21 protein-coding genes are annotated in these 23803 nt (G+C 65.4%); 17 read left to right on the top strand and 4 right to left on the bottom strand.

The features are described 5' to 3' along the window. Window positions 1-25 precede the first annotated feature (25 nt). Both AB7849_RS10405 and AB7849_RS10400 read left to right on the top strand, forming a co-directional pair. A complete protein-coding gene (locus AB7849_RS10405; RefSeq protein ID WP_369501048.1) occupies window positions 26-1753 on the top strand; it encodes an ArnT family glycosyltransferase in 1728 nt (575 codons plus the stop codon). After that, the gene (locus tag AB7849_RS10400) at window positions 1750-2061 is read left to right on the top strand and encodes a hypothetical protein (protein WP_008216952.1); all 312 of its coding nucleotides are present in this window, start codon (window positions 1750-1752) and stop codon (window positions 2059-2061) included. The genes AB7849_RS10405 and AB7849_RS10400 overlap by 4 nt, the downstream gene beginning before the upstream one ends. A 144-nt stretch (window positions 2062-2205) precedes the next feature. Here the strand turns inward: AB7849_RS10400 and AB7849_RS10395 are convergent, their stop codons facing one another. Further along, a complete protein-coding gene (locus tag AB7849_RS10395) occupies window positions 2206-3105 on the bottom strand; it encodes an LpxL/LpxP family acyltransferase (RefSeq protein ID WP_369501047.1) in 900 nt (299 codons plus the stop codon). 450 nt (window positions 3106-3555) lie between these two features. Between AB7849_RS10395 and dtd the strand changes: the two genes are divergently transcribed. Next, window positions 3556-3996 (top strand): D-aminoacyl-tRNA deacylase, encoded by a 441-nt coding sequence (dtd, locus tag AB7849_RS10390; RefSeq protein ID WP_008216976.1) that lies wholly within the window; start codon window positions 3556-3558, stop codon window positions 3994-3996. Window positions 3997-4148: 152 nt separating this feature from the next. Next, complete coding sequence (gene rpoD / locus AB7849_RS10385; RefSeq protein ID WP_147626033.1) at window positions 4149-6032, top strand: RNA polymerase sigma factor RpoD; 1884 nt, start codon at window positions 4149-4151, stop codon at window positions 6030-6032. A gap of 22 nt (window positions 6033-6054) precedes the next feature. Here rpoD and AB7849_RS10380 read toward each other — a convergent pair whose 3' ends face one another. Next, window positions 6055-6477: a hypothetical protein gene (locus AB7849_RS10380; RefSeq protein ID WP_369501046.1), complete on the bottom strand. Its 423-nt coding sequence runs from the start codon at window positions 6475-6477 to the stop codon at window positions 6055-6057. A 400-nt stretch (window positions 6478-6877) separates the two neighbouring features. Here AB7849_RS10380 and AB7849_RS10375 point away from each other — a divergent pair, with 400 nt between their 5' ends. Both AB7849_RS10375 and AB7849_RS10370 read left to right on the top strand, forming a co-directional pair. Beyond that, complete coding sequence (locus tag AB7849_RS10375; protein WP_008216974.1) at window positions 6878-7552, top strand: response regulator; 675 nt, start codon at window positions 6878-6880, stop codon at window positions 7550-7552. Then, on the top strand, window positions 7549-8982 hold the full coding sequence (locus AB7849_RS10370; RefSeq protein WP_008216970.1) for a sensor histidine kinase: 1434 nt from the start codon (window positions 7549-7551) through the stop codon (window positions 8980-8982). Before AB7849_RS10375 ends, AB7849_RS10370 begins: the two co-directional genes overlap by 4 nt. Window positions 8983-9109: 127 nt before the next feature. Here AB7849_RS10370 and AB7849_RS10365 read toward each other — a convergent pair whose 3' ends face one another. Together AB7849_RS10365 and AB7849_RS10360 are read right to left on the bottom strand one after the other, a co-directional pair. Next, window positions 9110-10516 (bottom strand): aspartate aminotransferase family protein, encoded by a 1407-nt coding sequence (locus AB7849_RS10365; protein WP_008216968.1) that lies wholly within the window; start codon window positions 10514-10516, stop codon window positions 9110-9112. Between the two features lie 55 nt (window positions 10517-10571). Then, on the bottom strand, window positions 10572-11264 hold the full coding sequence (locus tag AB7849_RS10360) for an MtnX-like HAD-IB family phosphatase (protein ID WP_008216966.1): 693 nt from the start codon (window positions 11262-11264) through the stop codon (window positions 10572-10574). Between the two features lie 139 nt (window positions 11265-11403). On the opposite strand from AB7849_RS10360, the gene AB7849_RS10355 reads away from it, so the two are divergent. The 11 genes from AB7849_RS10355 (at window position 11404) to AB7849_RS10305 (ending at window position 23688) form a co-directional block, all read left to right on the top strand. Further along, window positions 11404-12909, top strand: coding sequence for an efflux transporter outer membrane subunit (locus AB7849_RS10355; protein WP_369501045.1), 1506 nt, complete (start codon window positions 11404-11406; stop codon window positions 12907-12909). Beyond that, window positions 12909-14042, top strand: a complete 1134-nt coding sequence (locus tag AB7849_RS10350) for an ABC transporter permease (protein ID WP_008209138.1) — start codon at window positions 12909-12911, stop codon at window positions 14040-14042. The genes AB7849_RS10355 and AB7849_RS10350 overlap by 1 nt, the downstream gene beginning before the upstream one ends. Next, window positions 14039-14791 (top strand): ABC transporter ATP-binding protein, encoded by a 753-nt coding sequence (locus AB7849_RS10345; RefSeq protein WP_008209139.1) that lies wholly within the window; start codon window positions 14039-14041, stop codon window positions 14789-14791. Before AB7849_RS10350 ends, AB7849_RS10345 begins: the two co-directional genes overlap by 4 nt. Then, the gene (locus AB7849_RS10340) at window positions 14788-15798 is read left to right on the top strand and encodes an efflux RND transporter periplasmic adaptor subunit (protein WP_369501044.1); all 1011 of its coding nucleotides are present in this window, start codon (window positions 14788-14790) and stop codon (window positions 15796-15798) included. The genes AB7849_RS10345 and AB7849_RS10340 overlap by 4 nt, the downstream gene beginning before the upstream one ends. Before the next feature lie 34 nt (window positions 15799-15832). Continuing rightward, window positions 15833-16669 carry an alpha/beta hydrolase gene (locus AB7849_RS10335; RefSeq protein ID WP_008210921.1) on the top strand — a complete coding sequence of 279 codons (837 nt, stop codon included), beginning with the start codon at window positions 15833-15835 and terminating at the stop codon, window positions 16667-16669. 2 nt (window positions 16670-16671) lie between these two features. After that, on the top strand, window positions 16672-17049 hold the full coding sequence (locus tag AB7849_RS10330) for an EamA family transporter (RefSeq protein ID WP_008210923.1): 378 nt from the start codon (window positions 16672-16674) through the stop codon (window positions 17047-17049). Next, complete coding sequence (locus AB7849_RS10325; RefSeq protein ID WP_008210926.1) at window positions 17046-17465, top strand: DMT family transporter; 420 nt, start codon at window positions 17046-17048, stop codon at window positions 17463-17465. Before AB7849_RS10330 ends, AB7849_RS10325 begins: the two co-directional genes overlap by 4 nt. A 15-nt stretch (window positions 17466-17480) precedes the next feature. After that, window positions 17481-18695, top strand: a complete 1215-nt coding sequence (locus AB7849_RS10320) for a DegT/DnrJ/EryC1/StrS family aminotransferase (protein ID WP_369501043.1) — start codon at window positions 17481-17483, stop codon at window positions 18693-18695. A 419-nt stretch (window positions 18696-19114) separates the two neighbouring features. Next, window positions 19115-20842: a phospholipid carrier-dependent glycosyltransferase gene (locus AB7849_RS10315; protein ID WP_369501042.1), complete on the top strand. Its 1728-nt coding sequence runs from the start codon at window positions 19115-19117 to the stop codon at window positions 20840-20842. A gap of 49 nt (window positions 20843-20891) precedes the next feature. Further along, a complete protein-coding gene (locus AB7849_RS10310) occupies window positions 20892-21854 on the top strand; it encodes a glycosyltransferase family 2 protein (RefSeq protein ID WP_008210426.1) in 963 nt (320 codons plus the stop codon). A gap of 124 nt (window positions 21855-21978) precedes the next feature. Further along, a complete protein-coding gene (locus AB7849_RS10305; RefSeq protein WP_037099346.1) occupies window positions 21979-23688 on the top strand; it encodes an ArnT family glycosyltransferase in 1710 nt (569 codons plus the stop codon). The last annotated feature ends 115 nt before the right edge of the window (window positions 23689-23803 follow it).

Below are 23803 nucleotides of genomic sequence, written 5' to 3'. Positions count from 1 at the left end.
CCGCCGTTAGCCCAGAGGATCGTTCGTGCCATCCAGCGCCTACAGCCGACTCGAACACCTGCGATCACTCTGGCCGTGGCTGCCGCTATGGCTGCTGGTCGCCCTGCTGGCGATCTTCTCGCACGGGCCGATGCCGCTGTACTCCACCCGTACGCTGGCGGTGGCCTGGGACATGTGGAGCCACGGCCAATGGCTGGTGCCGCACCTCAATGGCCAGCCGTATAGCGAAAAGGCGCCGTTGCTGTTCTGGCTGATCCATGCCGGCTGGTTCGTGTTCGGCGCAAACGATATATGGCCGCGCGTGCTCGAAGTGGCGTTCGGCGCCATCGAGCTGGTGTTGCTGGCGGTGCTGGCGCGCCGCATGTTCCCGGCCCGGCCGTGGGTGGCAAAAGCGGCGCCGTGGATGCTGCTGGCCTTGTCCTACGCATTCCTGTTCGGCCTGCAGATCATGTACGACGCGCTGCTGGCCATGTGGGTGCTGGCGGCGCTGGTGTGCCTGGTACCAAAGGCGCAGCGCGAGGAACCGCGCTGGCTGCTGTTCGGCGTTTGCATTGGCCTGGGCCTGCTGACCAAGGGCCCGGTGATGTTGCTGCACGTGCTGTTTCCGTGGTTGCTCGGCCCGCTGTGGAGCGACTGGGCCCGCAACCATCGCGCACGCTGGTACGGCTTCGGCGTGTTGTCCGTGCTGCTGGGCCTGGTGATGCTGCTGGCCTGGGCGTTGCCGGCCGGGTTTGCCGGCGGCGATGCATACCGCCATCGCCTGTTCTTCACCCAGACCGCGGCACGCGTGGTCCACGGCGTGAAATCGGCCGAGCCGCTGCAGAGCCACGCGCATGCCGTGCCCTGGTACGTACTGATGCTTCCCGTGCTGCTGTTCCCGTTCATCGGCTGGCCGCGCGCCTGGGTGGCACTGGCCATGCTGCGCCGACCACTGTCGCCGGGCCTGCGGTTCGCGCTGTGCTGGGTGCTGCCCACTTTCGTGGTGTTCTCGCTGGTCCGCGGCAAGCAGCTGTATTACCTGCTGCCGGAACTGGCCGGCACCATGCTGCTGCTGGCCGGCGCGGTGGCCTTGCTGCGCGAGCGCCGCGCCGCGCTGGCCAACCACGTGTGGCTGGGCACCTGGCCACTGGGCGTGGGCAGCATCGCGCTGGGACTGTTCATGTTCGTGTTGCCGCCGCTGGTGACGGCCCATCGCCTGCACGGCGAATGGATGGTCGGCGCGGCTCCGTACAGCCGCTACTTCGGTGCCCTGTTCGTGCTGCTGGGCCTGCTTCTGCTGCTGCGCGGACGGGGCGAGATGCGCCGGCTGGCCTTTGCCGGATTGATCGGCACGCTGGCACTGAACACGCTGTTCACGCTGACCCTGTGGCATCGCTACGACCTGCGCCCGACCACGCAATTGCTGGCCATGGCCGGCGCCCAGCATCACGCCATCGGTTACGTGGGCAGCTACGACGGCGAATTCCACTTTGCCGCCCGACTGACTCAGCCGATCACCGAACTGCGCGACACGGCGGCCATCCAGGCCTTCGCCAAGGCGCATCCGGACGGGCTGATCGTGGAACACCCGCACACGCTGACGCCGGCGGCCTTGCGTTATGCCTTGCTGGCGCAGCCGTTCCGCTCGTCGTGGGATGTGGTGTGGCCTGCCGGCACGCTGGCGGACCTGCGCAGCGGCGTCACGCCGCCGGAGCCGTCGCAGCCGCCACGCATCCATTCCGCCGACGACTGGCGCTATCGCACCCTGCCATGAATATCGACAGCCTGCGCGCCCAATGCGGCGGGCCTCGCGATGGCGCCCTGCTGCGACTCACGCTGAGCAACGCGCTGCTGGACGCCGGCGATGCCGCCGCGGCCGTAGTCGAGTTGCGCCAGGCACTGGCCTTCGACCCCGCCTATTCGGCGGCCTGGAAGGGACTCGGCAAGGCCTTGCTCGCCACCGCCGACGAAGCGGGCGCCGCCGACGCCTGGCAGCGAGGCATCGACGCCGCACGGCAACGCGGCGACAAGCAGGCGGAAAAAGAGATGGCCGTGTTTCTGCGGCGACTGGAAAAAACCTGAGCAACCTCGCCCCAGGCGAAAAGGCAGGAGCGCACCTTAGTGCGCGATGCTTTTTGTACTTGGACCGAATCGAAACCGGGAAAAGCCAGAAGCATCGCGCACAGGGTGCGCTCCTTCACCGACCCTGCGGCGGGGCCGCAAGAGCTATACCAGTCCCGCTCCTTCGCGATAGGGATTGGGCAGGTTGTTCGCCGTATAGCGCCGGTAATGCCATTGATATTGGGTGAATGCCCGCTCCACGCACGCCTCGACACCGCGATTGAGCGCGCCGCAGGCGGTCGCCGTATCCGTGTCGGCCAAACCCTCCGGCGCCGGCAGGAAATGGATGCGATACCCCACCCCGCGTGGCAGCCGCTCGGCGAAGGCGAACAGCACGGCGGCCCCGGTGCGCGCGGCCAGTCGCGGCAGCAACACCATGGTCAGTGCATCGCGACCGAAGAACGGCGCCAGCTGACCCTCGCCGGCACGCGGCTTCTGGTCGGGCAGGATGCCGACCGTGCCGCCCGCGGCCAGCCGCTTGTACAAGGTGCGCACACCCGCGCCTTCCGCACGTACCTGCTCCGGCGCCAGCGCTCCGCGCACCTTGCGCAGCAGTGGCTCCAGCGCGGCAAGGTGGGGCGGCCGATACAGGATCGCCATCGGCGTGCGACGGCACAGCCAGTAGTTCAGCAGTTCCCAGCAGCCCAGGTGCGGCGCGGCGATGATCACGCCCTTGCCGGCCGCCAGCGCGGCATCGAACAACTCACCGCCGCGCACCTCGCGTACCAGCGACAGTGCACGCTCGGCGCCACCGCCCCAGATCTTCACGATCTCCGCGCCTGACTTGCCGACCTCGGCCAGCGCCTCGCGGCGCAGGCGCCCACGGGTGGCGCGATCCAGCTCGGGCCGCGCGATGGCCAGGTTCACCGCCGCCGTGTGGGCCATCGTCCCATGCCGCCAAAGCGCCAGACGGCCGAAAAACGAGCCCACGCCATGCAGCGTACGCAAAGGGAGACGCCCAAGCAGGCGCAGCAACAGGTACAGGAGATGGATATCGAATCGCATGCGCCGCGCAGTGTAGCGGCTGCACGCCATGGCGATGGAAATCGCCTGAAGGAAAGTCTGATTTTGCTCGTTATCCCAGCGGCTCTCGACGGCCGAAGGGCCGGTCAAGCTGGGATCCAGCGACTGTAATCTCTTGAGTGCAAAGGCGCTGGATTCCTGCCTCCGCAGGAATGACGAACAAAAAACGATGAATCAGACCTTCCTTGGCGACAAAGTTCAGCCGACACCTCTCCGTTCACCCTGAGCGTAGGCCCGTAGGGCCGGAGTCGAAGGGCAATCACCTGCGGCCCCTTCGACTTCGCTGCGCTACGCTCAGGGCGAACGGAATCACGCGCTATCCAGAGGCCCGATCCATAAGCCCGAACCGTGCCTGTTGCCCTTGCCCCCGGCCCGGGCTTGCCTCGCCGGCGGCAATCGCTATGCTGGGGCGTCCTTGGCCCGCGGCTCTTCATGATCGCCCTGATCCAGCGCGTCAGCACTGCCCATGTCGACGTCGACGACGAAACCGTCGGCGCGATCGGCCCCGGCTTGCTGGCGCTGGTGGCGGTGCAGCCGGACGACGGCGAGGCGCAGGCCCGGCGACTGCTCGAACGCATGCTGGGCTATCGCGTGTTCGCCGACGCGGCCGGCAAGATGAATCGCTCGCTCGCCGATACCGGCGGCGGCCTGCTGCTGGTCAGCCAGTTCACCCTGGCCGCCGACACCCGCTCCGGCCGTCGCCCCAGCTTCACCACCGCCGCCCCGCCCGAACAGGGCCGGCACTGGTTCGAACGGCTGGTGGAACTGGCGCGCGCGGCGCATCCCGGGGTGGAAATCGGCCGCTTCGGTGCCCATATGCAGGTGCATCTGGTCAATGACGGCCCGGTCACCTTCTGGCTGGAGGCCAGCTGAATCCCGATGCCCTGCGCAACGCCACAGTCATCTGCAAACGCCTATCTGGCGCGATTCTTGCGTGTCGTACTCAAACATTTTTCACCTTGAAAACTGGTCAAAAAAGCATCACATCGCTATACTGATCGGTTCCTGCATCCGCGGCGGTAGGTATGAACAACAAAGCACCCGAACAACAGTCCGAAATCAAGGCGCTCATTTCCAAGGGCCTGGAACAGGGCTACCTGACCTACGCCGAGATCAACGATCACCTGCCCGACGACATCGTCGATCCGGAGCAGATCGAAGACATCATGGCGGTGCTCAAGGGCGTCGGCATCGAGGTCCATGACGCCGCCCCCGACAACGACACCATCTCCGATGGCGCCGCGCCCGGCAACAGCGGTGACGACGAGGCCGCCGCCGAAGAGGCCGTCGCCCTGCTGTCCGCCGTGGACGCCGAAGTGGGCCGCACCACCGACCCCGTGCGCATGTACATGCGCGAGATGGGTACGGTCGAGCTGCTGACCCGCGAAGGCGAAATCGCCATCGCCAAGCGCATCGAGGAAGGCCTTGGCCAGGTGCAGACCGCGCTGGCCAGCTTCCCGCTGACCATCGAGCTGCTGCTGGAGGAATACGACCAGCACCTGGACGGCAAGCGCCGCCTCAGCGAGATTCTGGCCGGCTTCCTCGATCTGGAAGAAGCCGCCGACCTCGCCCGCAAGGAAAAGGAAGCCGCCGCCGCCGAGGCTGCCGAGAACGGCACCGACGAGGAATCCGACGGCGACGAGGACAGCGATGACGACGACACCGGCGACGAGGAAGAAGCCGGCCCCACCGGCCCCGATCCGGAAGAGGTGAAGCGCCGCTTCGAACTGCTGCGCGACTACTACGCCAAGTTCCAGAAGGCGGCCCCCAAGGCCGCCGACATCACCGACAAGAAAATCGTCAAGCTGCGCGACCAGATGGCCGAGGAGTTCCTCAAGCTCAAGCTGCCGAGCGCGCTGATCGACGGTTTCGTGCGCAAGCTGCGCGAAGTGGTGGGCAACATCCGCCACCACGAGCGCGTGCTGATGGACATCTTCATCAAGCAGGTGAAGATGCCCAAGGGCGAGTTCATCAAGACCTTCCCCAGCAACGAGGGCAACCTCGAGTGGGCAGCCGAGCTCGGCCGCAAGCGCCAGAAGTGGTCGCCGAACGTCAAGAACCACCGCGAGGCGATCGACGCCGAGCAGGAAAAGCTGGCCGCGATCGAGCGCAAGCTGTTCCTGCCGCTGGTCGACATCAAGGATATCAACCGCGCCATGAGCGTGGGCGAAGCCAAGGCCCGTCGCGCCAAGAAGGAAATGGTCGAGGCCAACCTGCGCCTGGTGATCTCCATCGCCAAGAAGTACACCAACCGCGGCCTGCAGTTCCTCGACCTGATCCAGGAAGGCAACATCGGCCTGATGAAGGCGGTCGACAAGTTCGAATACCGCCGCGGCTACAAGTTCTCGACCTACGCCACCTGGTGGATCCGCCAGGCGATCACCCGCTCGATCGCCGACCAGGCGCGCACCATCCGCATCCCGGTGCACATGATCGAGACGATCAACAAGTTGAACCGCATTTCCCGCCAGATGCTCCAGCAGTTCGGCCGCGAGGCCACGCCGGAAGAACTGGCCAAGGAAATGGAGATGCCCGAGGACAAGATCCGCAAGGTGTTGAAGATCGCCAAGGAACCGATCTCGATGGAAACCCCGATCGGCGACGACGAGGATTCCCACCTGGGTGACTTCATCGAAGACGGCAACGCCAGCTCGCCGGTCGAGTCGGCCACCGAAACCGGCCTGATGGAAACCGTGCGCGACGTGCTCGGCGGCCTGACCCCGCGCGAAGCCAAGGTGCTGCGCATGCGCTTCGGCATCGACATGAACACCGACCACACCCTGGAAGAAGTCGGCAAGCAGTTCGACGTCACCCGCGAGCGCATCCGCCAGATCGAAGCCAAGGCGCTGCGCAAGCTGCGTCATCCGAGCCGCTCGGAACAGCTGCGCTCGTTCCTCGACGTGGATTGATCGCACACGTCATTGGCACACCTCAACGGCCGCGTTTGCGGCCGTTGTCTTTTCCAGTGCTCGCAAACGCCACTGCCATTTCCGGGTGGTGCTCTTCAGCATGGCAGTTGGCGCAAAGCAAGATGCACTTGGCTGCCTCGGCCCGGATCTCGACGATCTTCCGGTTCGACAAGGCGCGCAAATCGAGATTGAAGGATTTACGCGACGGCTCGCGGTGATGCCATGTCAGTGCCGCAAGATTTGCGTCATAACCACAATGTGCGCAATGCCCCCCTGCCAGAGCCACCAGTTCCCGCTTGCGCAACAAACCCCGCGTCTGCTGACTGAGATAACTCTGGTGCCGACGATTCGTATCCTGGTTCTTGCAGGCTCGAGAACAAAACCTGCGCTGCCTGCCTTCCAAGGCGGCACTACATACCACGCAAAACGATTCAGATTTCATCATATGATCATAATCCCAACAACCGCTCAGAGCATCGCTTTACCGCTGTGGATTGCTACCATGTGCAGCAAGGGCCTATAGCTCAATGGTTAGAGCAGAGGACTCATCGAAAAGGTGCCGCCGCGGCGTAATCCGCGAACGGGATCGGGATGAATTCAGGGAAACCTCAGCGGCACGGCCGGTGGCAACCCTGAGCCAAGCCGTCGGTACACCGACGGAAGGTGCAGAGACTACCTGGGGACTTCAGTGTCCTTGATCACAGGCTAGAGCGTCCCGCGCCCCACCCGTTCACGCGAACGGAGGGCGAAGAGATAGTCCGCGCCGGAGGGAAACCTTCGGAATACGCGAATCCTTTGGTTCCAGGTTCGAGTCCTGGTGGGCCCACCAAGAAAGTTGTCCATCCATGCGCCTTCTGATTGCCGAGGATGACCCCGCCATCGCCGCTGGCATCAGTGCCACGCTGCGCCAGAGCGGGCATGCCGTCGACCATGTCGCCGACGGGAAAAGTGCCGACGAGGCGTTGCGGGGAACGCCTTACGACCTGCTGATCCTCGACCTCGGCCTGCCCACGCTCGACGGCAGCGAGGTGCTGGAGCGCGTACGCAAGCGCGGAAGCACCCTGCCCATCCTCGTGATCACTGCCCGCGAAGGCCTGCGCGAGCGCGTGCGCGTGCTCGACCTGGGCGCCGACGACTATCTGGTGAAACCCTTCGCGCTGGCCGAATTCGAGGCCCGCGTGCGTGCCCTGCTGCGTCGCTATGCTGCGCAAGGCGCGCCAGAACTGACCCTGGGCCGATTGCGCATGGACTTGCCGGGACATCGCGCCTGGGTCGGCGACACGCCGCTGGAACTCACCGCGCGCGAGTTCGGCCTGCTTGAGGCGCTGGCCGCACGCCCCGATCGCGTGACCAGCCGCGCGCAGCTGACCGAAGCCCTGTGCAGCTGGGATGAGGAGCTCACCGACAACGGACTGGACATCGCCCTTTATCGACTGCGCCGGAAACTGGCCGACTCCGGCACCCAGGTGCGCACCATCCGCGGTCTGGGCTACCTGCTTGAGGAGGTCGAAGGCGCATGACCCGTCGGCGCATGCTGCAGCTGCAACCGTGGCTGTATCGACTGTTGCTGCCCGAAAGCCGGCACAGCCTGCGCCAACGCCTGCTGATCATCCTGCTGGTGCCGTTGATGCTGCTGCTGGTGTTCAACAGCCTGATCACCTATGCCGGCGCGCTGATCTATTCCAACCGGGTCCACGACGACAGCCTCACCAGCGACGCTCTCACGCTGCAGCAGATGCTCGCCACCCAGGACCCGGACGGTCGCATCTCGCCGCAGGCCCGCTTCCTGCTCGAATACGATCCGGGCGGCCACAACTATTACAGCTATTTCAGCGTACGCAGCGCCCGGCACGGCCTGCTCGCCGGCAACAATACCCTGCAACCGCCTGCCGGCCTGGGCCGGCTCAGCGATGTGCCCCGGCTCTACGATGTGCACCTCGGCCATCGTTCGTTGCGCGCCGCCAGCGTCACGATGCCCAACACGCGCGATCCCGGCGACATCCTCACCGTCACCGTGGCCGAGACGCTGCGCGATCGCCACCTGGTGGCCCGGCAGATCCTGCTGCTGAGCATTCCGGCGCAGGCGGTGCTGATCCTCGCGGTGTTCCTGCTGGTCTGGTTTGGCGTGCGCACCGGCCTGCGCCAGCTCGATCCGCTGTCTGCCCGCCTGGCCCTGCGCGAACACGACTTGTCGCCCATCGGTGAAACCGGCGTGCCGGTGGAAATCCTGCCGCTGACCCGCACCATCGACGAATTGTTCGCGCGCCTGCGCAACATGCTGGCGCTGCAGGAGCGCTTCATCGCCGATGCCGCGCATCAACTGCGCACCCCACTGGCCGGCTTGCGCGTCCACGCCGAGCGGGCCCAGGCCCATCCCGATCCGGCCACCGTGAGCGACTCGCTGCAGCACATCCGGCAACTCATCGAACGCGCCAATCGCACTTCCAGCCAGCTGCTGGCGCTGACCCGCGCGCAATCGACCGAACCGGATGCCGCCGCCGCCACCCGGCTGGACCTGGCGGAACTGATTCCCGACCTGGTCCGCCGACGCGTGCACGAGGCGCTGGCGGCCGGCATCGACCTTGGCTACGACGGTCCCGCGGAACCGCAGTGGATCGAGGCGGACAGCCATACCTTGCAGGAATTGCTGGACAACCTGATCGACAACGGCCTGCGCTACGCGGGACGCGGCGCCAGCATGACCATCACGCTGGCGCGCGAGGACGCGAACATCTGCCTGGGCGTGGAAGACAACGGTCCCGGCGTGCCGGACGAATGGCTGGCTCGGCTGGGCGAACGCTTTTTCCGGGTTCCCGGATGCCGGGCCGAAGGCAGCGGCCTGGGGCTGGCCATCGTGCAGCGCATCGCCGAGCGCCACCATGGCAACGTGCGCTACCGCTCCGGCGACGCCGGCGGATTCCGGGTGGAAGTGCGCTTTCCCGCCACATAAAAAAACGGCGACGCCCGGAGCTCATGACAAGCCCCCGGCATCGCCGTACGTGCCAGCTTCCCCTGCATGGGAAATTCGAACACTTAAAGTGAAAGCGTCCGGGCGCACGGGCGCCCGGACGCCATGATCAGGCGGACTGCTTCTTGGCCTTGGTGAGGAGCTGATCGAGCAGCGCGATGGCCAGGTCGATCTCCTCGTGGGTGATGTCCAGCGAGGGCGCCAGCGTGATCACGTTCTTGTACCAGCCACCCACGTCGAGCACGAGGCCGATCTTCTTGCCGTTGTGCTCCAGGTCGCCGGCCAGGCCGATGTCGACCATCGTGTCCAGCAGTGCCTTGTTCGGCGTGAAGCCGTCGTCGGTGCAGATCTCGGCGCGCAGCGCGAGGCCCAGGCCATCGACGTCGCCGATTTCCTTGTGTCGCTTCTGCAAGTCGCGCAGGCCTTCGAGGAAATGCGCGCCTTTCTTCGGCACGGTGGTCTCGTAGTCCAGTTCGTAACCCATCTTGATCACTTCCAGACCCAGCGAGGTACCCAGCGGGTTGGAGTTGAACGTGCTGTGGGTCGAGCCCGGCGGGAACACGGTCGGATTGATCAGCTCTTCGCGCGCCCACAGGCCGGACAGCGGGTTCAGGCCGTTGGTCAGTGCCTTGCCGAACACCACGATGTCCGGCGTCACGCCGAAGTTCTCGATCGACCACAGCTTGCCGGTGCGCCAGAAGCCCATCTGGATTTCGTCGGACACCATCAGGATGCCGTACTGGTCCAGCACCTTCTTCAGGCCCTGGAAGAAGCCCGGCGGCGGAATCACGTAGCCGCCGGTGCCCTGGATCGGCTCGACGTAGAACGCGGCGTATTCGCACTGGTTGGTCTTCGGGTCCCACACGCCGTTGTATTCGGTCTCGAACAAGCGCGCGAACTGGTTCACGCAGCTGTCGGAGTATTCCTCAGCGCTCATGCCCTTCGGACGACGGAACGGATACGGGAACGGCAGGAACATTGCGCGCTCGCCGAAGTGGCCGAAGCGGCGGCGGTAGCGGTAGCTCGACGTGATCGACGAAGCGCCCAGCGTGCGGCCGTGGTAGCCGCCCTCGAAGGCGAACATCAGGCTCTTGCCGTTGCTGGCGTTGCGCACGATCTTCAGCGAATCCTCGATCGCCTGCGCGCCGCCCACGTTGAAATGCACGCGACCGTCCAGGCCGAACTTCTTCTTCGCGTCCAGCGCGATGGTCTTGGCCAGCTCGATGCGGGTCTGGTGCAGGTACTGGCTGGCCACCTGCGGCAGCACGTCGATCTGCTTCTTCAGCGCATCATTCAGACGCTTGTTGCCGTAGCCGAAATTGACCGCCGAATACCACATCTGCAGGTCAAGGAAAGGCGTGCCCGCGGTGTCGAACATGTAGCTGCCTTCGCCGTGGCGAAAGATCTTCGGCGGGTCCACGTAATGCACGGTGTCGCCGAAGGAGCTGTACTTGGCCTCGTCGGCGAGCAGTTGCGCGTCGTCGATGAAACCGACGGCGTTCTTGTCGATGTTCATGGTCTGGGTCCGGGGGAACGGTGGTGGAGAGTGTTACGGGAGGTGCAGCGACCGCTCAGGCCGCCGCTGCCTCGTGATAGCGCGCGTGGTGCGCCAGCGTACCGTCGACCAGGCGCGGCAGGAATTCCAGCGCGTCCTCGAAGCCGGTGATCGGCATGTAGGGAATGCCGGCGGCGCGGCAGTGTTCGATCAGGCGATGCTTGGCGAACACGAAGTCGACGTGATCGGCCGCGCAGAAATCCGAGGCGCCGTCGCCGATCAGCAAGGTCCTGGCGCCGGTGCTGCGGGCCTGCGTCACGCAGGCGCACTTGCAGGTGCCGCTGCGGCAACCTTCGGCCTGGAACGGCGAGGTCAGCTGCCACTGCTTCGGCGGCGTTGCGGGAGCAAGATGGTTCGCGGCCAGCGGCAGGTCATCCAGGCCGTAACGGCCGAGGATCTGGTGGATCGCATGGTCGAGACCGTCGCTGACGATGCGGATCGGCACGTTCAGCTCGCGCGCCTTGGCCACGAAACCCGGGAAGGCGTGGTCGATCCACAGCGTGCGCAGGTGCTCGTCCAGCTCGGCGCGGGTCATTTGCAGCAGTTCGACCTGGCCGCTCATGCACTCGCGCGAGCCGATGCGGCCGGCGCGCCAGTCGCGCTCCAGCGCTTCCCAGCCGGGACGGCCGAAACGGTCCAGCAACGAGTCGATCACGTCCTCGACCGAGATGGTGCCGTCAAAATCGCAAAGGATGTTCCAACCGCTCACGTAGGACCGCTCCGGTATCAGAGGGCGCCACCATAGCGATGCATGCCTTTCGGCTCCCTTTCCGCAATGTCTCGCGAGAAGCGAATCGTAAGCCTTCACAGGTTATGCTTATGGCTCCCGCGTGCCGAGAAACCCCGCCTTGCCCGCACCTGCCCCGCGCTTTTCGCTGATCCTGTGCCCCTACCGGCGGATGGCAACCTCGCTGCGCCTGTTGCCCGCCTTGCTTGCGGTGGCCCTGGTCGGCTGTAGCGCCGCGGCATTGCCGGACCTGAAGCCGCCGGTACCCAGCGCATGGCGCAACGCCCAGGCCTCATCGGTGGCGGCCCCGGCCGCCGACCTGCACGACTGGTGGCACGCCTTCCACGACCCGCAGCTGAACGCGCTGGTCGATCGTGCGCTGCAAGGCAACCTGGATCTGGCGCAGGCCGCCGAACGCGTGCGCGCCGCACGCCTGCTGAACCGGCATTCACACGATGACTATCTGCCCAAGCTGAACGCAGACACCAACGACGTCATCAATCCCGACACCACGGCCTCGTATTTCATTGTCGGCTTCGACGCGCTGTGGGAGCTGCCGTTGTTCGGCGTCTGGCAGAACAGTGGACGGATCGCCAAGGGCAACCTCGACGCGGCCGACGCCGACCTGCACGGCGCGCGCGTCTCGCTGGTGGCCGAGGTGGCGCGGCGCTGGATCGAGTTGCGCTCGGCCCAGCGGCAGGCGCAACTGCTGGATGACGCCTGCCAGGCCCGCCGCGAGAAATTGCGCCTGCTGAAGGTACGCGAACAGCTGAAACTCGTGTCGCCCGACGATGTGGCCGCGGCCACTGCCGACGTCGCGCGCGCCGAGGCCGCCTTGACCGGACCGCAACAGGCCATCAACGCCAACGCGCAGCAGCTGGCCGTGCTGCTCGGCCAGAACGAGCCCGATCCGCAATGGCTGCAGCCGGGCGGCGTCCAGCCCGAATTGGGCCACTGGCAGCTGACCAGCGTGCCGGCCGACCTGCTGCGTACCCAGCCGCAGATCGCCCGCGCCGAAGCCGACGTGCTGCGCGCCGCGGGCGAGGCCGGCATCAGCCACGCCGACATCTATCCGCACCTGGGCATCGGCACTTCGCTGCAATGGTCGATCAACATCGCACGCAATCACCGTGCGCGCACCGGCGAAGGCATCTTCTCGCTGGGCCCGGTCATCAACGTGCCGCTGTTCGACTGGGGCCAGCGGGTCGCCCGGGCGCATGCCAAGGACCATGAACTGCGTGCCGCCGTACTGGCGTATCGACAAGCCGTACTGCAGGGCGTGGCCGAAGTGGAAACCGATCTCGGCGACCTGCACCAGCTGCATCTGCGCGAAGCGGCCACCCACCGTGCCGTGCAGGCGCTCGATTCGCGCACGGCCGCGGTGCGCAAGCGCAAGCAACTGGGCCTGGGCAGCACGCTGCAAGTGCAGGACAGCCTGATCGAGCAACGCCAGGCCCAGGCGGAACTGGTCTCCGCCCGCACTGCCCGCGACCTGGCCTACGTGGCCCTGTACAAGGCGCTTGGCGGCGCACCGTTGCCGAAGGCCGACCAGCCGACTGGCGCCGCTGCCGATCACGACGCGGCCGCACCCCAACCGGCCATGCCATCGGTGCAGGGAACGCCCTGATGGTCGCGCTTGCACGCAAGACGCTGATCCACGAATGGCGGCGCTTCCTGCCGGCCATCCTCGCGGTGGGTTTCGCCGGCCTGCTGCAACTGCTGCAGGCGGCGCTGGTACTGGGCATCTTCGGCAGCGCCAGCGTCTACATCACCAAATCCTCGGCCGACATCTGGGCCGGTTACCCCGGCACGCAAAGCGTGAGCCTGGGCCAGCCGATCAACCGCGATGTGGCGATGCACCTGCGCATGGATCCGGCCGTGAGCCGCGTCGAGCCGTTCGACTGGGTCGACGGCAACTGGCGCGGCACCCAGGGAACTGGCGGCGTCCCCGTGTTCATCTGCGGCATCGATCCGAACCCGGACGGACTGATGTTCTCGCAAGCGCTGTCGCCGGAGCTGCGCGCACGCTTGAAGGAGCCGGGCGCGGTGATCGTCGACCAGGCCGATCTTTCCAGCCTCGGCGTCAAGCTCGGCGGCACCGGGGTCATCAACGGCCAGCGCGTGCACGTGGTCGGCATCAGCCATGGCCTGCGGGCGCTGGGCGGGGTCAACGTGATGACCTCGCTGGATACCGCGCGCATGCTCGATGGCGACCCCGAAGACACCGACCGGATGACCTTCTACGTGGCCAAGCTGCGCGACCCGGCCATGGCCGCAAGCGTGGCGGAACGCTTGCGCGGCGCATCCACGTTCGGCCCCTACACGGTATGGACCGCGGATGATTTCGCGCGCCGCTCGCAGATGTACTGGATCCTCGACACCGGCGCCGGCGCCGGCGTGCTGTTTCTGGCCGGCATCGTGTTCCTGGTCGGCGCGGTGATCACCAGCCAGACCCTGATGGCCGCCGTGATCGGCTCGATCCGCGAGTACGCCACGCTCAATGCGCTGGGCGTGGGCGTGGGATCGCTGCGCAAGGTGGTGATGGAGCAGGCGTTCTGGGTCGGCGCGATCGGCCTGCTCGGCAGCATCGTGCTCGGCGTCCTGCTGCTGCTGCTGGCGCGCAGCCATGACGTGCCGGTAACCCTGGACCCGATCACTGCGGTGGTCTGCCTGCTGCTGGGCATGGGCTTGGCCATCGTCTCGGGCCTCGCCGCCATGCGCAGCCTGCGCCGCGCCGATCCGGCGAGCCTGCTGCGATGAGCATGCCCGACGTCGTCGCTCCATCGCCGAACATCACGCTGCAGGCTCGCGGCGTGAGCAAGGCGTTCGTGTCCGGCAGGCTGCGCAGCCCGGTGCTGCAGGATCTCTCGCTGGAAGTGCATGCCGGCGAGCTCACCCTGATTTCGGGACCTTCCGGTTGCGGCAAGAGCACCTTGCTGTCGATCCTCAGCGGATTGCAGCCACCCGACAGCGGCAGCGTACACGCGCTGGGCATGGCGCTGGGCGGACTCAGCCGGCGCCAGACCGAACAGTTCCGCCTGCAGCACACCGGCTTCGTGTTCCAGGGTTTTAACCTGTTCCCGGCGCTGAACGCACTGGAACAGGTGGAACTGCCGCTGGGCTACCTCGGCCTCGACCGCACCGAGACCCGCCGCCGCGCCGCGGCATCACTGGAAGAAGTGGGCCTGGGGCCACGCATGCACCTGCGCCCGGCCGAACTGTCCGGCGGCGAAAAACAACGCGTGGCGATTGCCCGCGCGCTGGCCAAGGAACCCGAGCTGCTGTTCGCCGACGAACCGACCAGCGCACTGGACGCCGCCAACGGCCAGACCATCATCGGCATCCTGCACACCATCGCCCGCACCCACGGCGCCACCGTGCTGTGCGTCAGCCATGACCCGCGCCTGGTCGCGCACGCCGATCGCGTGCTGGCCATGGAAGACGGCCGCATTCTCAGCGACCGCCGCCGCGACGCCACCCACGTGGCTTCACCCGAGATCTCATCATGAAGTCGATTGCACCTGCTCCGACCTGGACCCGGCACCGTCCAGCCCTGTTCGGCATCGGCGGCCTCTTGCTGGTCACCACGTTGCTGGGCGCCTGTTCGAAGCAGGCCGACGCGCCGCCACCCGCCACCACCACGCAGGCGAATTATGTCGCCGTGGCACGTGGCCGCATCGACATCGAAGGCGGCCTGCTGAAGCTGTCAATGGCGCGCGCCGGCACCCTCGCCAGCGTCGCCGTGCACGAAGGCGAACAGGTGAAACGCGGACAACTGCTCGCCAGCCTCGACAGTCGCGCGGCGCAATTGGGCGTGGACGCGGCGAAGGCGCAATTGAAGCAGGCGCAGGCCCAACTCGAACTGCTCACGATCAAGCAGGCCTCGGCCAAGCTGCGCGCACAGCGTCTGGTCGCGGCCGCCGCGGCCGGTGCCGGCGACGGCCAGAGCGCCGACGACGCCCGCGAGGCCAGCAGCCAGCTCGGCGCGCAAGCCACCGCGGCGCAGGCCGCCGTGGCCATGGCCCACCAGAAACTGGCCGAAGCGAACTACGCACTGCAGCAGGACAGCCTGCGCGCCCCGCTCGACGCCCAGGTGATCCGCGTGATCGCGCAGCCGGGCGCCAGCGTGAGCCCCGAGGCCGGCCCGCTGTTCACCTTGCTGCCAAACAAGCCGCGCATCGTGCGCGCCGAGCTCAACGAGAGCTTCGTCGGCGTGGTGCACGCCGGCATGCGCGCCGAGGTGGCCGACGATGACGGCAGCGGCAACGGGCACTGGGAGGCGCGCGTACTGCGCGTGGGCCAGGTCTATGGTCCCGATCCGCTGGAAAGCGATCCGCAGATCCGCGCCAACACGCGTACCGTGGAATGCGTGCTGGCCTTCGAGCATCCCGAGCAGCTGCGCATCGGCCAGCGCGTGGTCGTGCATTTCCTGCCCGGTTCGGCTGGCAGTCAGGCCGTCGAAAGCTCGGGGAAACCGCAGGCTGCGACACTGCCAGCCTCCCGAACCACGCCGTGACGGCGGCCGTTCGCGCTCTTCTCAGGTATCGCGCGTGATCCAGCAAACCGACTTTTTCTTCGAGGGTGGCCGCAGCGGCATCCTGCTGATCCACGGCCTCACCGGCACGCCGATGGAAATGCGCTTGCTCGGCAAGGGCCTGAACCGCGCCGGCTACACCGTGCACGGCATGCAACTGGCCGGTCACTGTGGCGATGTCGACGACCTGCTCGCCACCAACTGGCACGACTGGTACGCCAGCGTGGAAAAAGCCGCGGACGCCTTGCGCGAGAAGGTCGACCACCTGTTCGTGGGCGGGCTGTCGATGGGCGCGCTGCTGGCACTGAAGCTGGCCGCCGACCGCCCCGCGCAGATCGCCGGCGTGGGCGTGTACGGTGCCACCTTCCGCTACGACGGCTGGAGCATCCCGCGCATCGCGCGGCTGTCGTTCCTGTTGCCGCTGCTGAAACGGCTGGGCATCGGCCGCAACCGCAGCTTCATGGAACAACCGCCTTACGGCATCCGCGACGAACGCCTGCGTGCGCAGATCAGCAGCGCCATGCTCGGTGGCGACAGCGCCGCCGCCGGCCTGCCGGGCAACCCGTGGCATTCGCTGGCGGAAATGTACGGCCTGGCCGCCGAAGTGCGCCGCCAGCTGCCGCAGGTGACGGCCCCCTGCCTGATCGCCCATGCCAGCGAAGACGACGTGGCCAGCACCCGCAACGCGGAACTGGTGCAGCGTTCGGTCAGCGCCCCGACCGAGTTGCTGTTGCTGGACGACAGCTACCACATGATCACCATCGACAAGCAGCGGCGCCTGCTGGTCGATCGCTCGGCCGCGTTCTTCGATCGCGTGGCCGAAGGCGCCCCCCTCCAGCGCGTCGCGGCCTGAGCATGCCGACCGGAGGCTCCATCACCGCCCTGGTCGCCGGGCTGTGGCTGGTCAACGTGATCCTCGACACCACCGGCCAGCTGGCGTTCAAGGCCGCCGCCAGCGATCCCGCGGCAGGCGACGGCTTCGCCCGCTGGCTGCACATGGCCAGTCGCCCATGGCTGTGGACCGGCATTGCCTGCTACGTGCTGGAATTCCTGGCGTGGATCGCCTTCCTGTCGCTGCTGCCGCTGTCGCAGGCGATCCTGCTCGGCTCGATCAACATCGTGGCGGTGATGGTGGCCGGTCGCGTGCTGTTCGGCGAAAAGCTCACCTCCCTGCGCGTGGCCGGCATCCTGCTGGTGACCCTGGGCGTGGTGATCGTGGGGGTGGGCGGATGAAGCGCGGCTGGTTCTACCTGATCGGCTTCCTGCTGCTGATGGGCTTCGACTCGATCGGCGCGATCAGCTTCAAGTACGCCGGCATGCATGCGCTGCCGGTGCAAGCCAACGCCGCGTGGCTGCTGCGCCTGTTCGGCAAGCCGTGGATCTACGGCGCGGTGATCGGTTACGTCGGCGCGTTCTTCACCTGGATGACCCTGCTCAAGCACGCGCCGATCGGACCGGCCTTCGCCGCCTCGCACCTGGAGCTGGTGTCGGTGATGCTGCTGTCGGTGTGGCTGTTCAATGAACCGCTGACGCTGGCGCACGTGCTGGGCGCCGTGGCGATCATCGCCGGCATCGTCTGCCTCGGTTTTGCCGAGAGCCACGAGCATGTCGCCGAACTCACGGACGATTCGACACGGGCCGATAGCTAGGCCCATCCTGCGCCCATGCTTTCTCGCCGCCGACACGAATTGCCCCCGACCGCCGGCCTGCCGCTGACCCTGGCCGACCTGCGGCCGGGCCGGCCGTCACTGGCGAGCGATCTTGCGCGGCTGTTGCACACACCGCCGCTGCAACTGACCTGCTCCGGCACCGCGGCCCTGCTGATTTCGCTGGTCGCCCTGCACGAACAGCAGCCGCGCCGGCGACGCGTGGTGGTCCCGGCGTTCACCTGCCCGCTGGTGGCGCTGGCCGTGCACAGCGCCGGGCTGGAACTGGTGCCATGCGACCTGCGTCCCGATCATTTCGACATGGACCCGCAAGCCCTGCGTGCCGCCTGCGATGAACGCACGCTGGCCATCGTGCCCACTCACCTGGGCGGCCGCGTCGCCGACGTGGACGACGCGCTGGCCGTCGCCAACAACGTCGGCGCCTATGTCATCGAAGATGCCGCGCAAGCCGTCGGCGCACGGCACGGCGACACCAGCGTGGGCCTGGCCGGCGACATCGGATTTTTCAGCCTCGCCGCGGGCAAGGGCTTGTCGATCTACGAAGGCGGCCTGCTGGCAGCGCGCGACCCCGCACTGCGCGAACAACTGCAACGCACCGCCGCGCGCATCGCGCTGCCCAGTGCACGCTGGGAACTGCGCCGCTGCATCGAGCTGCTGGGCTACGCCGCACTGTACCGCCCACACGGTCTGCGCCTGGCCTACGGCAATCCACTACGCCGCGCGCTGCGACGTGGCGATCCGGTCGCCGCCGTCGGCGACGATTTCGAACTGCCGCTGCCGCTGCACCCCGTGGGCCGCTGGCGCCAGGCCGTCGGCGCACATGCCGCCGCACGCCTGCCCGCCTTCCTCGAACACTGCGCTGCCCAGGCGCAACGCCGCCTGCCACGACTACGCGAGATTCCCGGCATCCGCGTGCTCGATGACAGCGGCAACGCCCATGGCAGCTGGCCGTTCTTCCTGCTATTGCTCCCCGATCAACGTCGCCGTGACGAAGCGCTGGAGCAACTGTGGCAAGCCGGCCTCGGCGTCAGCCGCCTGTTCATCCACGCGCTACCCGACTACGGCTATCTCAACGGCATCGTACCCGCCTGCGACGTGCCAAACGCCCGCGACTTCGCCGCCCGCAGCCTGAGCATCAGCAACAGCCCGTGGCTGGGCGATGATGATTTCGAGGCGATTTGCCGCGTGCTGGCTGCTGTCCCAGATAAATAGAGCGCGGGCTTCGCGGGTCACTGCGCTACTGGACAGACGGATCAACACTCGCCGTGCGAAACCCGCATGTGACGAATTGCTCGCATGTATTTCCCGGCGATGAGGTCACGCGCTCCTTCATCCCGTCGTGATTCTGCGAGGAGCAATGGCCGAATGACCCCCGGCCAACCTTCGTAGCTGCATAACGCCCGTCATCCGTCCGCCGTCACCATGACAACTGGCCAACGCCGCTGACGCAGACCAGGCAAGAATGCTGACAGGCAGAGTCGGGCGGCAGCCAAGCGTCTGTGAGGTGAGGTAAAACTCGATAAGCAAATGCAAAGGAATGCGGGGTAGCTTCCTGTGATGAAGCCAGATTCACGTCTCTCAAAGGCCGGCGGTCCCCACCGTGTTACGGCGCTTCGTAGTCCGATATGCCCATGACCCCCCCTTCGGATCCACACAAGGCAGTTCGCGACACCGCGGCGTCGCCGCCCCCTGCGCAGCAACACCTGACTAGATGGATGGCCGGCGCCTTCGCCCTTGGATGGCTGGTCCTCTGGTTCTTCGGACTTGACATGCGGGCATTGACCGAGCCCGATGAGGCACGCTATGCCGAGGTCGCGCGCGAGATGTTCGTCAGCGGCAATTGGCTGACCCCCAAGCTCGACGGCTTCAACTTCTTCGACAAACCCGCGTTGCAATACTGGGCCACCAGCATCTTCTACAACCTGTTTGGCGTGCACGCATGGACCGCCCGCTTGTGGGTTGCACTCACCGCGATGACGACCATCGCAGTCACGGGCTGGGCCGGCAAACGGCTGTTTGGCGTTGCCACTGGATGGATGGCGGCCATCGTGCTCGGCAGCACGCTGCTGTTTTTTGCGGGTGGCCACATTAACTCCATGGACATGAGTGTGGCGGCCTTCATGAGTATCGCGATCTGCATGTTCCTGGTGGCCAATTTCGACCCGCAAGCCGTATCCCGGCGTGTCTGGCTGAACTTGGCCGGCTGGGCCAGCCTCGCCTTGGCGGTACTGTCGAAAGGTCTAATCGGGCTGGTTTTTCCGGCTTTGACCCTGATGGTCTTCATGCTCTGGGAGAGAGACTGGAGCAGTTTGCGGCACATGACGATGGGCTGGGGCCTGGCGCTGCTGGTTGTGATCGCGGCGCCATGGTTCATCGCCATCAGTCTGCGGCATACCGAATTTTTCAATTATTTTTTTATCAAGCAAGAATTCACCCGCTTCCTGGTTAATAAATACGACCGCTATCAGCCTTGGTGGTTTTTCCTGGCGATCACACTCGCGGGGCTGTTTCCTTGGGTGGCGTTCCTGCCGTTCAGTCGAGCCGGTTGGCGTGAACTCGGTTCCAGAAAAGCCGCTGAGCGTTTCCTGTTGTGCTGGGTCGCGGTCATCTTGGTGTTTTTCTCGGTATCCCATTCCAAGTTGCCGCTCTACATTTTGCCAATCTTCCCTGCTTTGGCGCTGCTCATCGCACACAGAATCTCGGCACTCAGCAGTGGCACCCTGGCGCGGCGCTTACTGTGGATCAGTGCCTTGGCGCTTGCCGCCATGCTGGCGGCACTGACGGTGCGGCCCAGTACTCGCCACCTGTCTCAGCACACTCATCTGCACCCTGCCTTGCTGTGGTTAGCGACTGGGCTCGGATTGCTCGCCGTGGTTGCCGCATTGTGCGCGCTCATGCTCAAACGACGATGGCCGCCGGTGGCGGCGATAAGCTTGCTCGGCGCTTGCACGCTTGTGGTTTGGCAAATGCTGTTCGCCGGCAATGCGCCACTGGCCAAAAATCTCTCCGCCGAACCCGTGGCTGAACTCATGCGACCGCACCTGCGCAAGGACACCGAAGTGTTCACGGTACGCGCTTACCAGCGTGGCCTTTCCTTCTATCTGCAGCGCTTGATTACCGTGGTGGATGAGCAGCCGGACGACATCCGGCCCGGCATCTCATCTCGCCCCAATGGGGTGATCACCGACCTTCACACGTTCGAAAACCGGTGGCGCATGACACGCAGCGCGATGGCTGTTATCGATCCGCATCTGCTGCCGGAACTTGAGTCCGCCCAACTGCCGATGATCATCGTGGGCCGAGCGCCCAGCGGGTTGGTGATCATGCGCCCACCTTTGCCTGCGCGACCTTCGCCATGAGAGACGCAGCACGAAGGAAATCTCGGCATGGCCGCCCGGGAATTACACGATGAAAACTACGGATGCGGCCGGGCACGCTCGTCTGATTTCCGTGGTGATGCCAGCGTACAACGAGATGGAGGCACTCAAACTCACTCTTGAACGGCTGGAGCGAACGTTCACCGGAACGCCTTATCAGTGGGAGCTCGTCGTGGTAAACGACGGCAGCGAAGACGATACCTTGCGCGAAGCAACCCGCTACCAACCCACCTCCTTTCGCATGGTCGTGGTGGACCTGTCCCGCCATTTCGGCAAGGAGCCGGCACTCAGCGCCGGCTTACGGGCTGCCTCAGGCGATGCAGTGATTCCGCTGGACGCCGACCTGCAGGATCCACCGGAATTGCTTCTGGAAATGATTGAGCTCTGGGAAAACGGTGCCGAGGTGGTGGTGGCTAAACGCTCGAATCGGAGTTCGGACACTTGGGGAAAGCGTGTATCGGCCATGCTTTTCTACCGCACCTTCAACATGATTTCAGACGTTCAAATTCCGGAAAACGTCGGTGACTTCCGCCTAATGGATCGTGCGGTGATCGACACCATAAACAGCTTGCCGGAAAATCGACGGTTCATGAAAGGGCTGTTCGCCTGGGCTGGATTCCGCACCGAGGAATTGGAATACATCCGCCCCACCCGTGCCGCGGGCCAGACCAAATTCAATGCGTTTCGCCTACTGAGTCTGGCCATTGAAGGTGTGACTTCATTCTCGACCGCGCCGCTGCGGCTGGTGACTTATGTCGGCGGCAGCGTGGCGGTCGCCGCGATGCTCTACGGTAGCTTCATCGTCATTCGAACCCTGGTGCACGGCGTCGAACTGCCAGGTTATGCCTCGCTGATATCGTTGGTGGCCTTTCTTTCCGGCCTACAATTGCTGGGGCTGGGCATCGTAGGTGAGTACGTGGGGCGAACCTATATCGAATCGAAGTCACGGCCGCCTTATATCGTTCGCAGGGTATACCGTTCCGACGTCGACTGATCTACCACGACCAACCGCCGCTCGTGCCCGAGGTACCTTGATCCGAGCAAGCACCCACTTATCGCAACTTGTTTGACTGTTCAAACAAGTGGGTCCACTTCTCCATGCGCCTGCGAAAATTTCCGTGACCGACGCTTCTTCTGCTCATTTCAAACACCTACAAGACTTGTTGTGGTGGCTGCCGCTGTATATCGCGGTTGCGTCGCTCGCAATTTTTTTGCAACCACCGCTGCCTGTGCACTCCACCCGCACGCTCGCGGTAGCTTGGGACATGTGGGCGCACCACCAGTTCTGGGTCCCGCACATCAACGGCGCGCCGTACGCACAGAAGGCACCACTGCTGTTCTGGCTGATTCACGCCGGCTGGGTGGTGTTCGGCGTAAACGACGTATGGCCGCGACTACTGATGGTACTGATCGGTGCCGCGCAACTGATCCTCTCGCAGGCATTGGCGCTGCGATTATTTCCCGAACATCCCAAGGTGGCACGCGCGGCGCCGTGGGTGCTGCTTTCGCTGTCATTCGGATTTCTGTTCGGCCTGCAGATCATGTACGACGGGCTGCTGGCCGTGTGGGTGCTGGCGACAATGCTATGTCTCGTCCCTAGCCAGCGCCACCCGTCACCGCGCTGGATAGGCATGGCGGTATGCACCGGACTTGGACTCCTCACCAAAGGCCCGGTGATGCTGGTGCATACTGCGCCGGTATGGCTTCTCGGCCCATGGTGGTGCTCATGGGCGCGCGCGCATCGCATGCGCTGGTACGGATTCGGCCTCGCCGCAATCATCAGCGGTTGCATCCTACTCGCCGCGTGGGTGATCCCGGCAGTGCAGATGAGCAGCGCCGCTTACGCGCACAACCTGCTGTTTAAACAAACTAGCGGTCGTGTGGTGGACGCCTTCATCCACAACCGTCCGTTCTGGTGGTACCTGCCGTGGGCGGTAGTGTTGCTGTTCCCGTTCGTGGCTTGGCCTCGCATGTGGGCGGGCGTCCTGTTACTGCCGCGGCCCTTGCCGCCCGGGCTACGCATGACATTCGCATGGCTGGTGCCTGCGTTTCTGATCTTCAGCGCGTTTAGCGGTAAGCAGTGTTACTACCTTGTACCAGAACTGCCTGGGGCGGCGATCGTGATGGCAACTGCAATCACGTTGCTGCGCGCGCGTGGCGGAAGAGCCGCGCACAGCCAGTGGCTCTCCGCATGGCCTCCCGCGCTGGGCGCCTTTGCCATGGCTTCGCTGTTGTTCGCGTTACCGCTAGCCGCGGACAGCAGCAAACTGCAAAACCATTGGTTGCACGACCTCGCTGGCATCAGCGCACCCTATGGCGTGCTGTACGTGTTGCTCGGCGGATTCATGCTGTTGCCGGGGCGCGGTGAATTACGCCGGCTGGCCAGCGCCTGCCTGATCGGAAGCGCGACGGTCTACGTGATGGTCACGATGGCGATCTACCCGGCATTCGACATGCATCCTGCGACAAGCTTGCTGGCCCACGCGGAAACACAGGGGCGAGCCATCGGCAACCTCGATAGCTATGACGGCCAGTTCGAATTCGCGGGTCGTATGACCCGGCCAGTGATCCGCCTACATGAAGGCCAGAGTCTACAGAGCTTCGCGGCGAAGCATCGACACGGCCTCGTGGTTGCCTACCCTCGTCGCCTCACTGCCACCGACGTGCACTACGCGCGCCTCGTGCAGCCCTACCGCGGCGTATGGATCGTGATTTGGGATGCAACGTCACTGGCAACACTGCGGCGCGGCCAGCAACCGCCTGAGCCGCACGCCCCAACGATCCTGTTACCGACGCCGAACTACTGGCGTTATACGCAAATTCACTGATTTTGGCGATCGTCTCCGATCGGTGCGCCGTGTGAAGACACAGTAGTCTGGTGTGCTCCCTCCCAGACATGGGCTGATCATCCCGAGAGCGGTCGTTCGCGAAGCGCTGGCAGAG

Source organism: Rhodanobacter sp. FW021-MT20 (genome assembly GCF_041107475.1).
GTDB lineage: Bacteria > Pseudomonadota > Gammaproteobacteria > Xanthomonadales > Rhodanobacteraceae > Rhodanobacter_A > Rhodanobacter_A glycinis.
This window is presented reverse-complemented; position numbering and strand designations above follow the sequence as displayed.

Bases quoted from the DNA above. Each gene is read 5' to 3' on its own strand.
- AB7849_RS10400 (WP_008216952.1), top strand. From the start codon at position 1,750: ATGAATATCGACAGCCTGCGCGCCCAATGCGGCGGGCCTCGCGATGGC.
- AB7849_RS10395 (WP_369501047.1), bottom strand. From the start codon at position 3,105: ATGCGATTCGATATCCATCTCCTGTACCTGTTGCTGCGCCTGCTTGGG.
- dtd (WP_008216976.1), top strand. From the start codon at position 3,556: ATGATCGCCCTGATCCAGCGCGTCAGCACTGCCCATGTCGACGTCGAC.
- rpoD (WP_147626033.1), top strand. From the start codon at position 4,149: ATGAACAACAAAGCACCCGAACAACAGTCCGAAATCAAGGCGCTCATT.
- AB7849_RS10380 (WP_369501046.1), bottom strand. From the start codon at position 6,477: ATGATGAAATCTGAATCGTTTTGCGTGGTATGTAGTGCCGCCTTGGAA.
- AB7849_RS10375 (WP_008216974.1), top strand. From the start codon at position 6,878: ATGCGCCTTCTGATTGCCGAGGATGACCCCGCCATCGCCGCTGGCATC.
- AB7849_RS10370 (WP_008216970.1), top strand. From the start codon at position 7,549: ATGACCCGTCGGCGCATGCTGCAGCTGCAACCGTGGCTGTATCGACTG.
- AB7849_RS10365 (WP_008216968.1), bottom strand. From the start codon at position 10,516: ATGAACATCGACAAGAACGCCGTCGGTTTCATCGACGACGCGCAACTG.
- AB7849_RS10350 (WP_008209138.1), top strand. From the start codon at position 12,909: ATGGTCGCGCTTGCACGCAAGACGCTGATCCACGAATGGCGGCGCTTC.
- AB7849_RS10345 (WP_008209139.1), top strand. From the start codon at position 14,039: ATGAGCATGCCCGACGTCGTCGCTCCATCGCCGAACATCACGCTGCAG.
- AB7849_RS10340 (WP_369501044.1), top strand. From the start codon at position 14,788: ATGAAGTCGATTGCACCTGCTCCGACCTGGACCCGGCACCGTCCAGCC.
- AB7849_RS10330 (WP_008210923.1), top strand. From the start codon at position 16,672: ATGCCGACCGGAGGCTCCATCACCGCCCTGGTCGCCGGGCTGTGGCTG.
- AB7849_RS10325 (WP_008210926.1), top strand. From the start codon at position 17,046: ATGAAGCGCGGCTGGTTCTACCTGATCGGCTTCCTGCTGCTGATGGGC.
- AB7849_RS10320 (WP_369501043.1), top strand. From the start codon at position 17,481: ATGCTTTCTCGCCGCCGACACGAATTGCCCCCGACCGCCGGCCTGCCG.
- AB7849_RS10315 (WP_369501042.1), top strand. From the start codon at position 19,115: ATGACCCCCCCTTCGGATCCACACAAGGCAGTTCGCGACACCGCGGCG.
- AB7849_RS10310 (WP_008210426.1), top strand. From the start codon at position 20,892: ATGAAAACTACGGATGCGGCCGGGCACGCTCGTCTGATTTCCGTGGTG.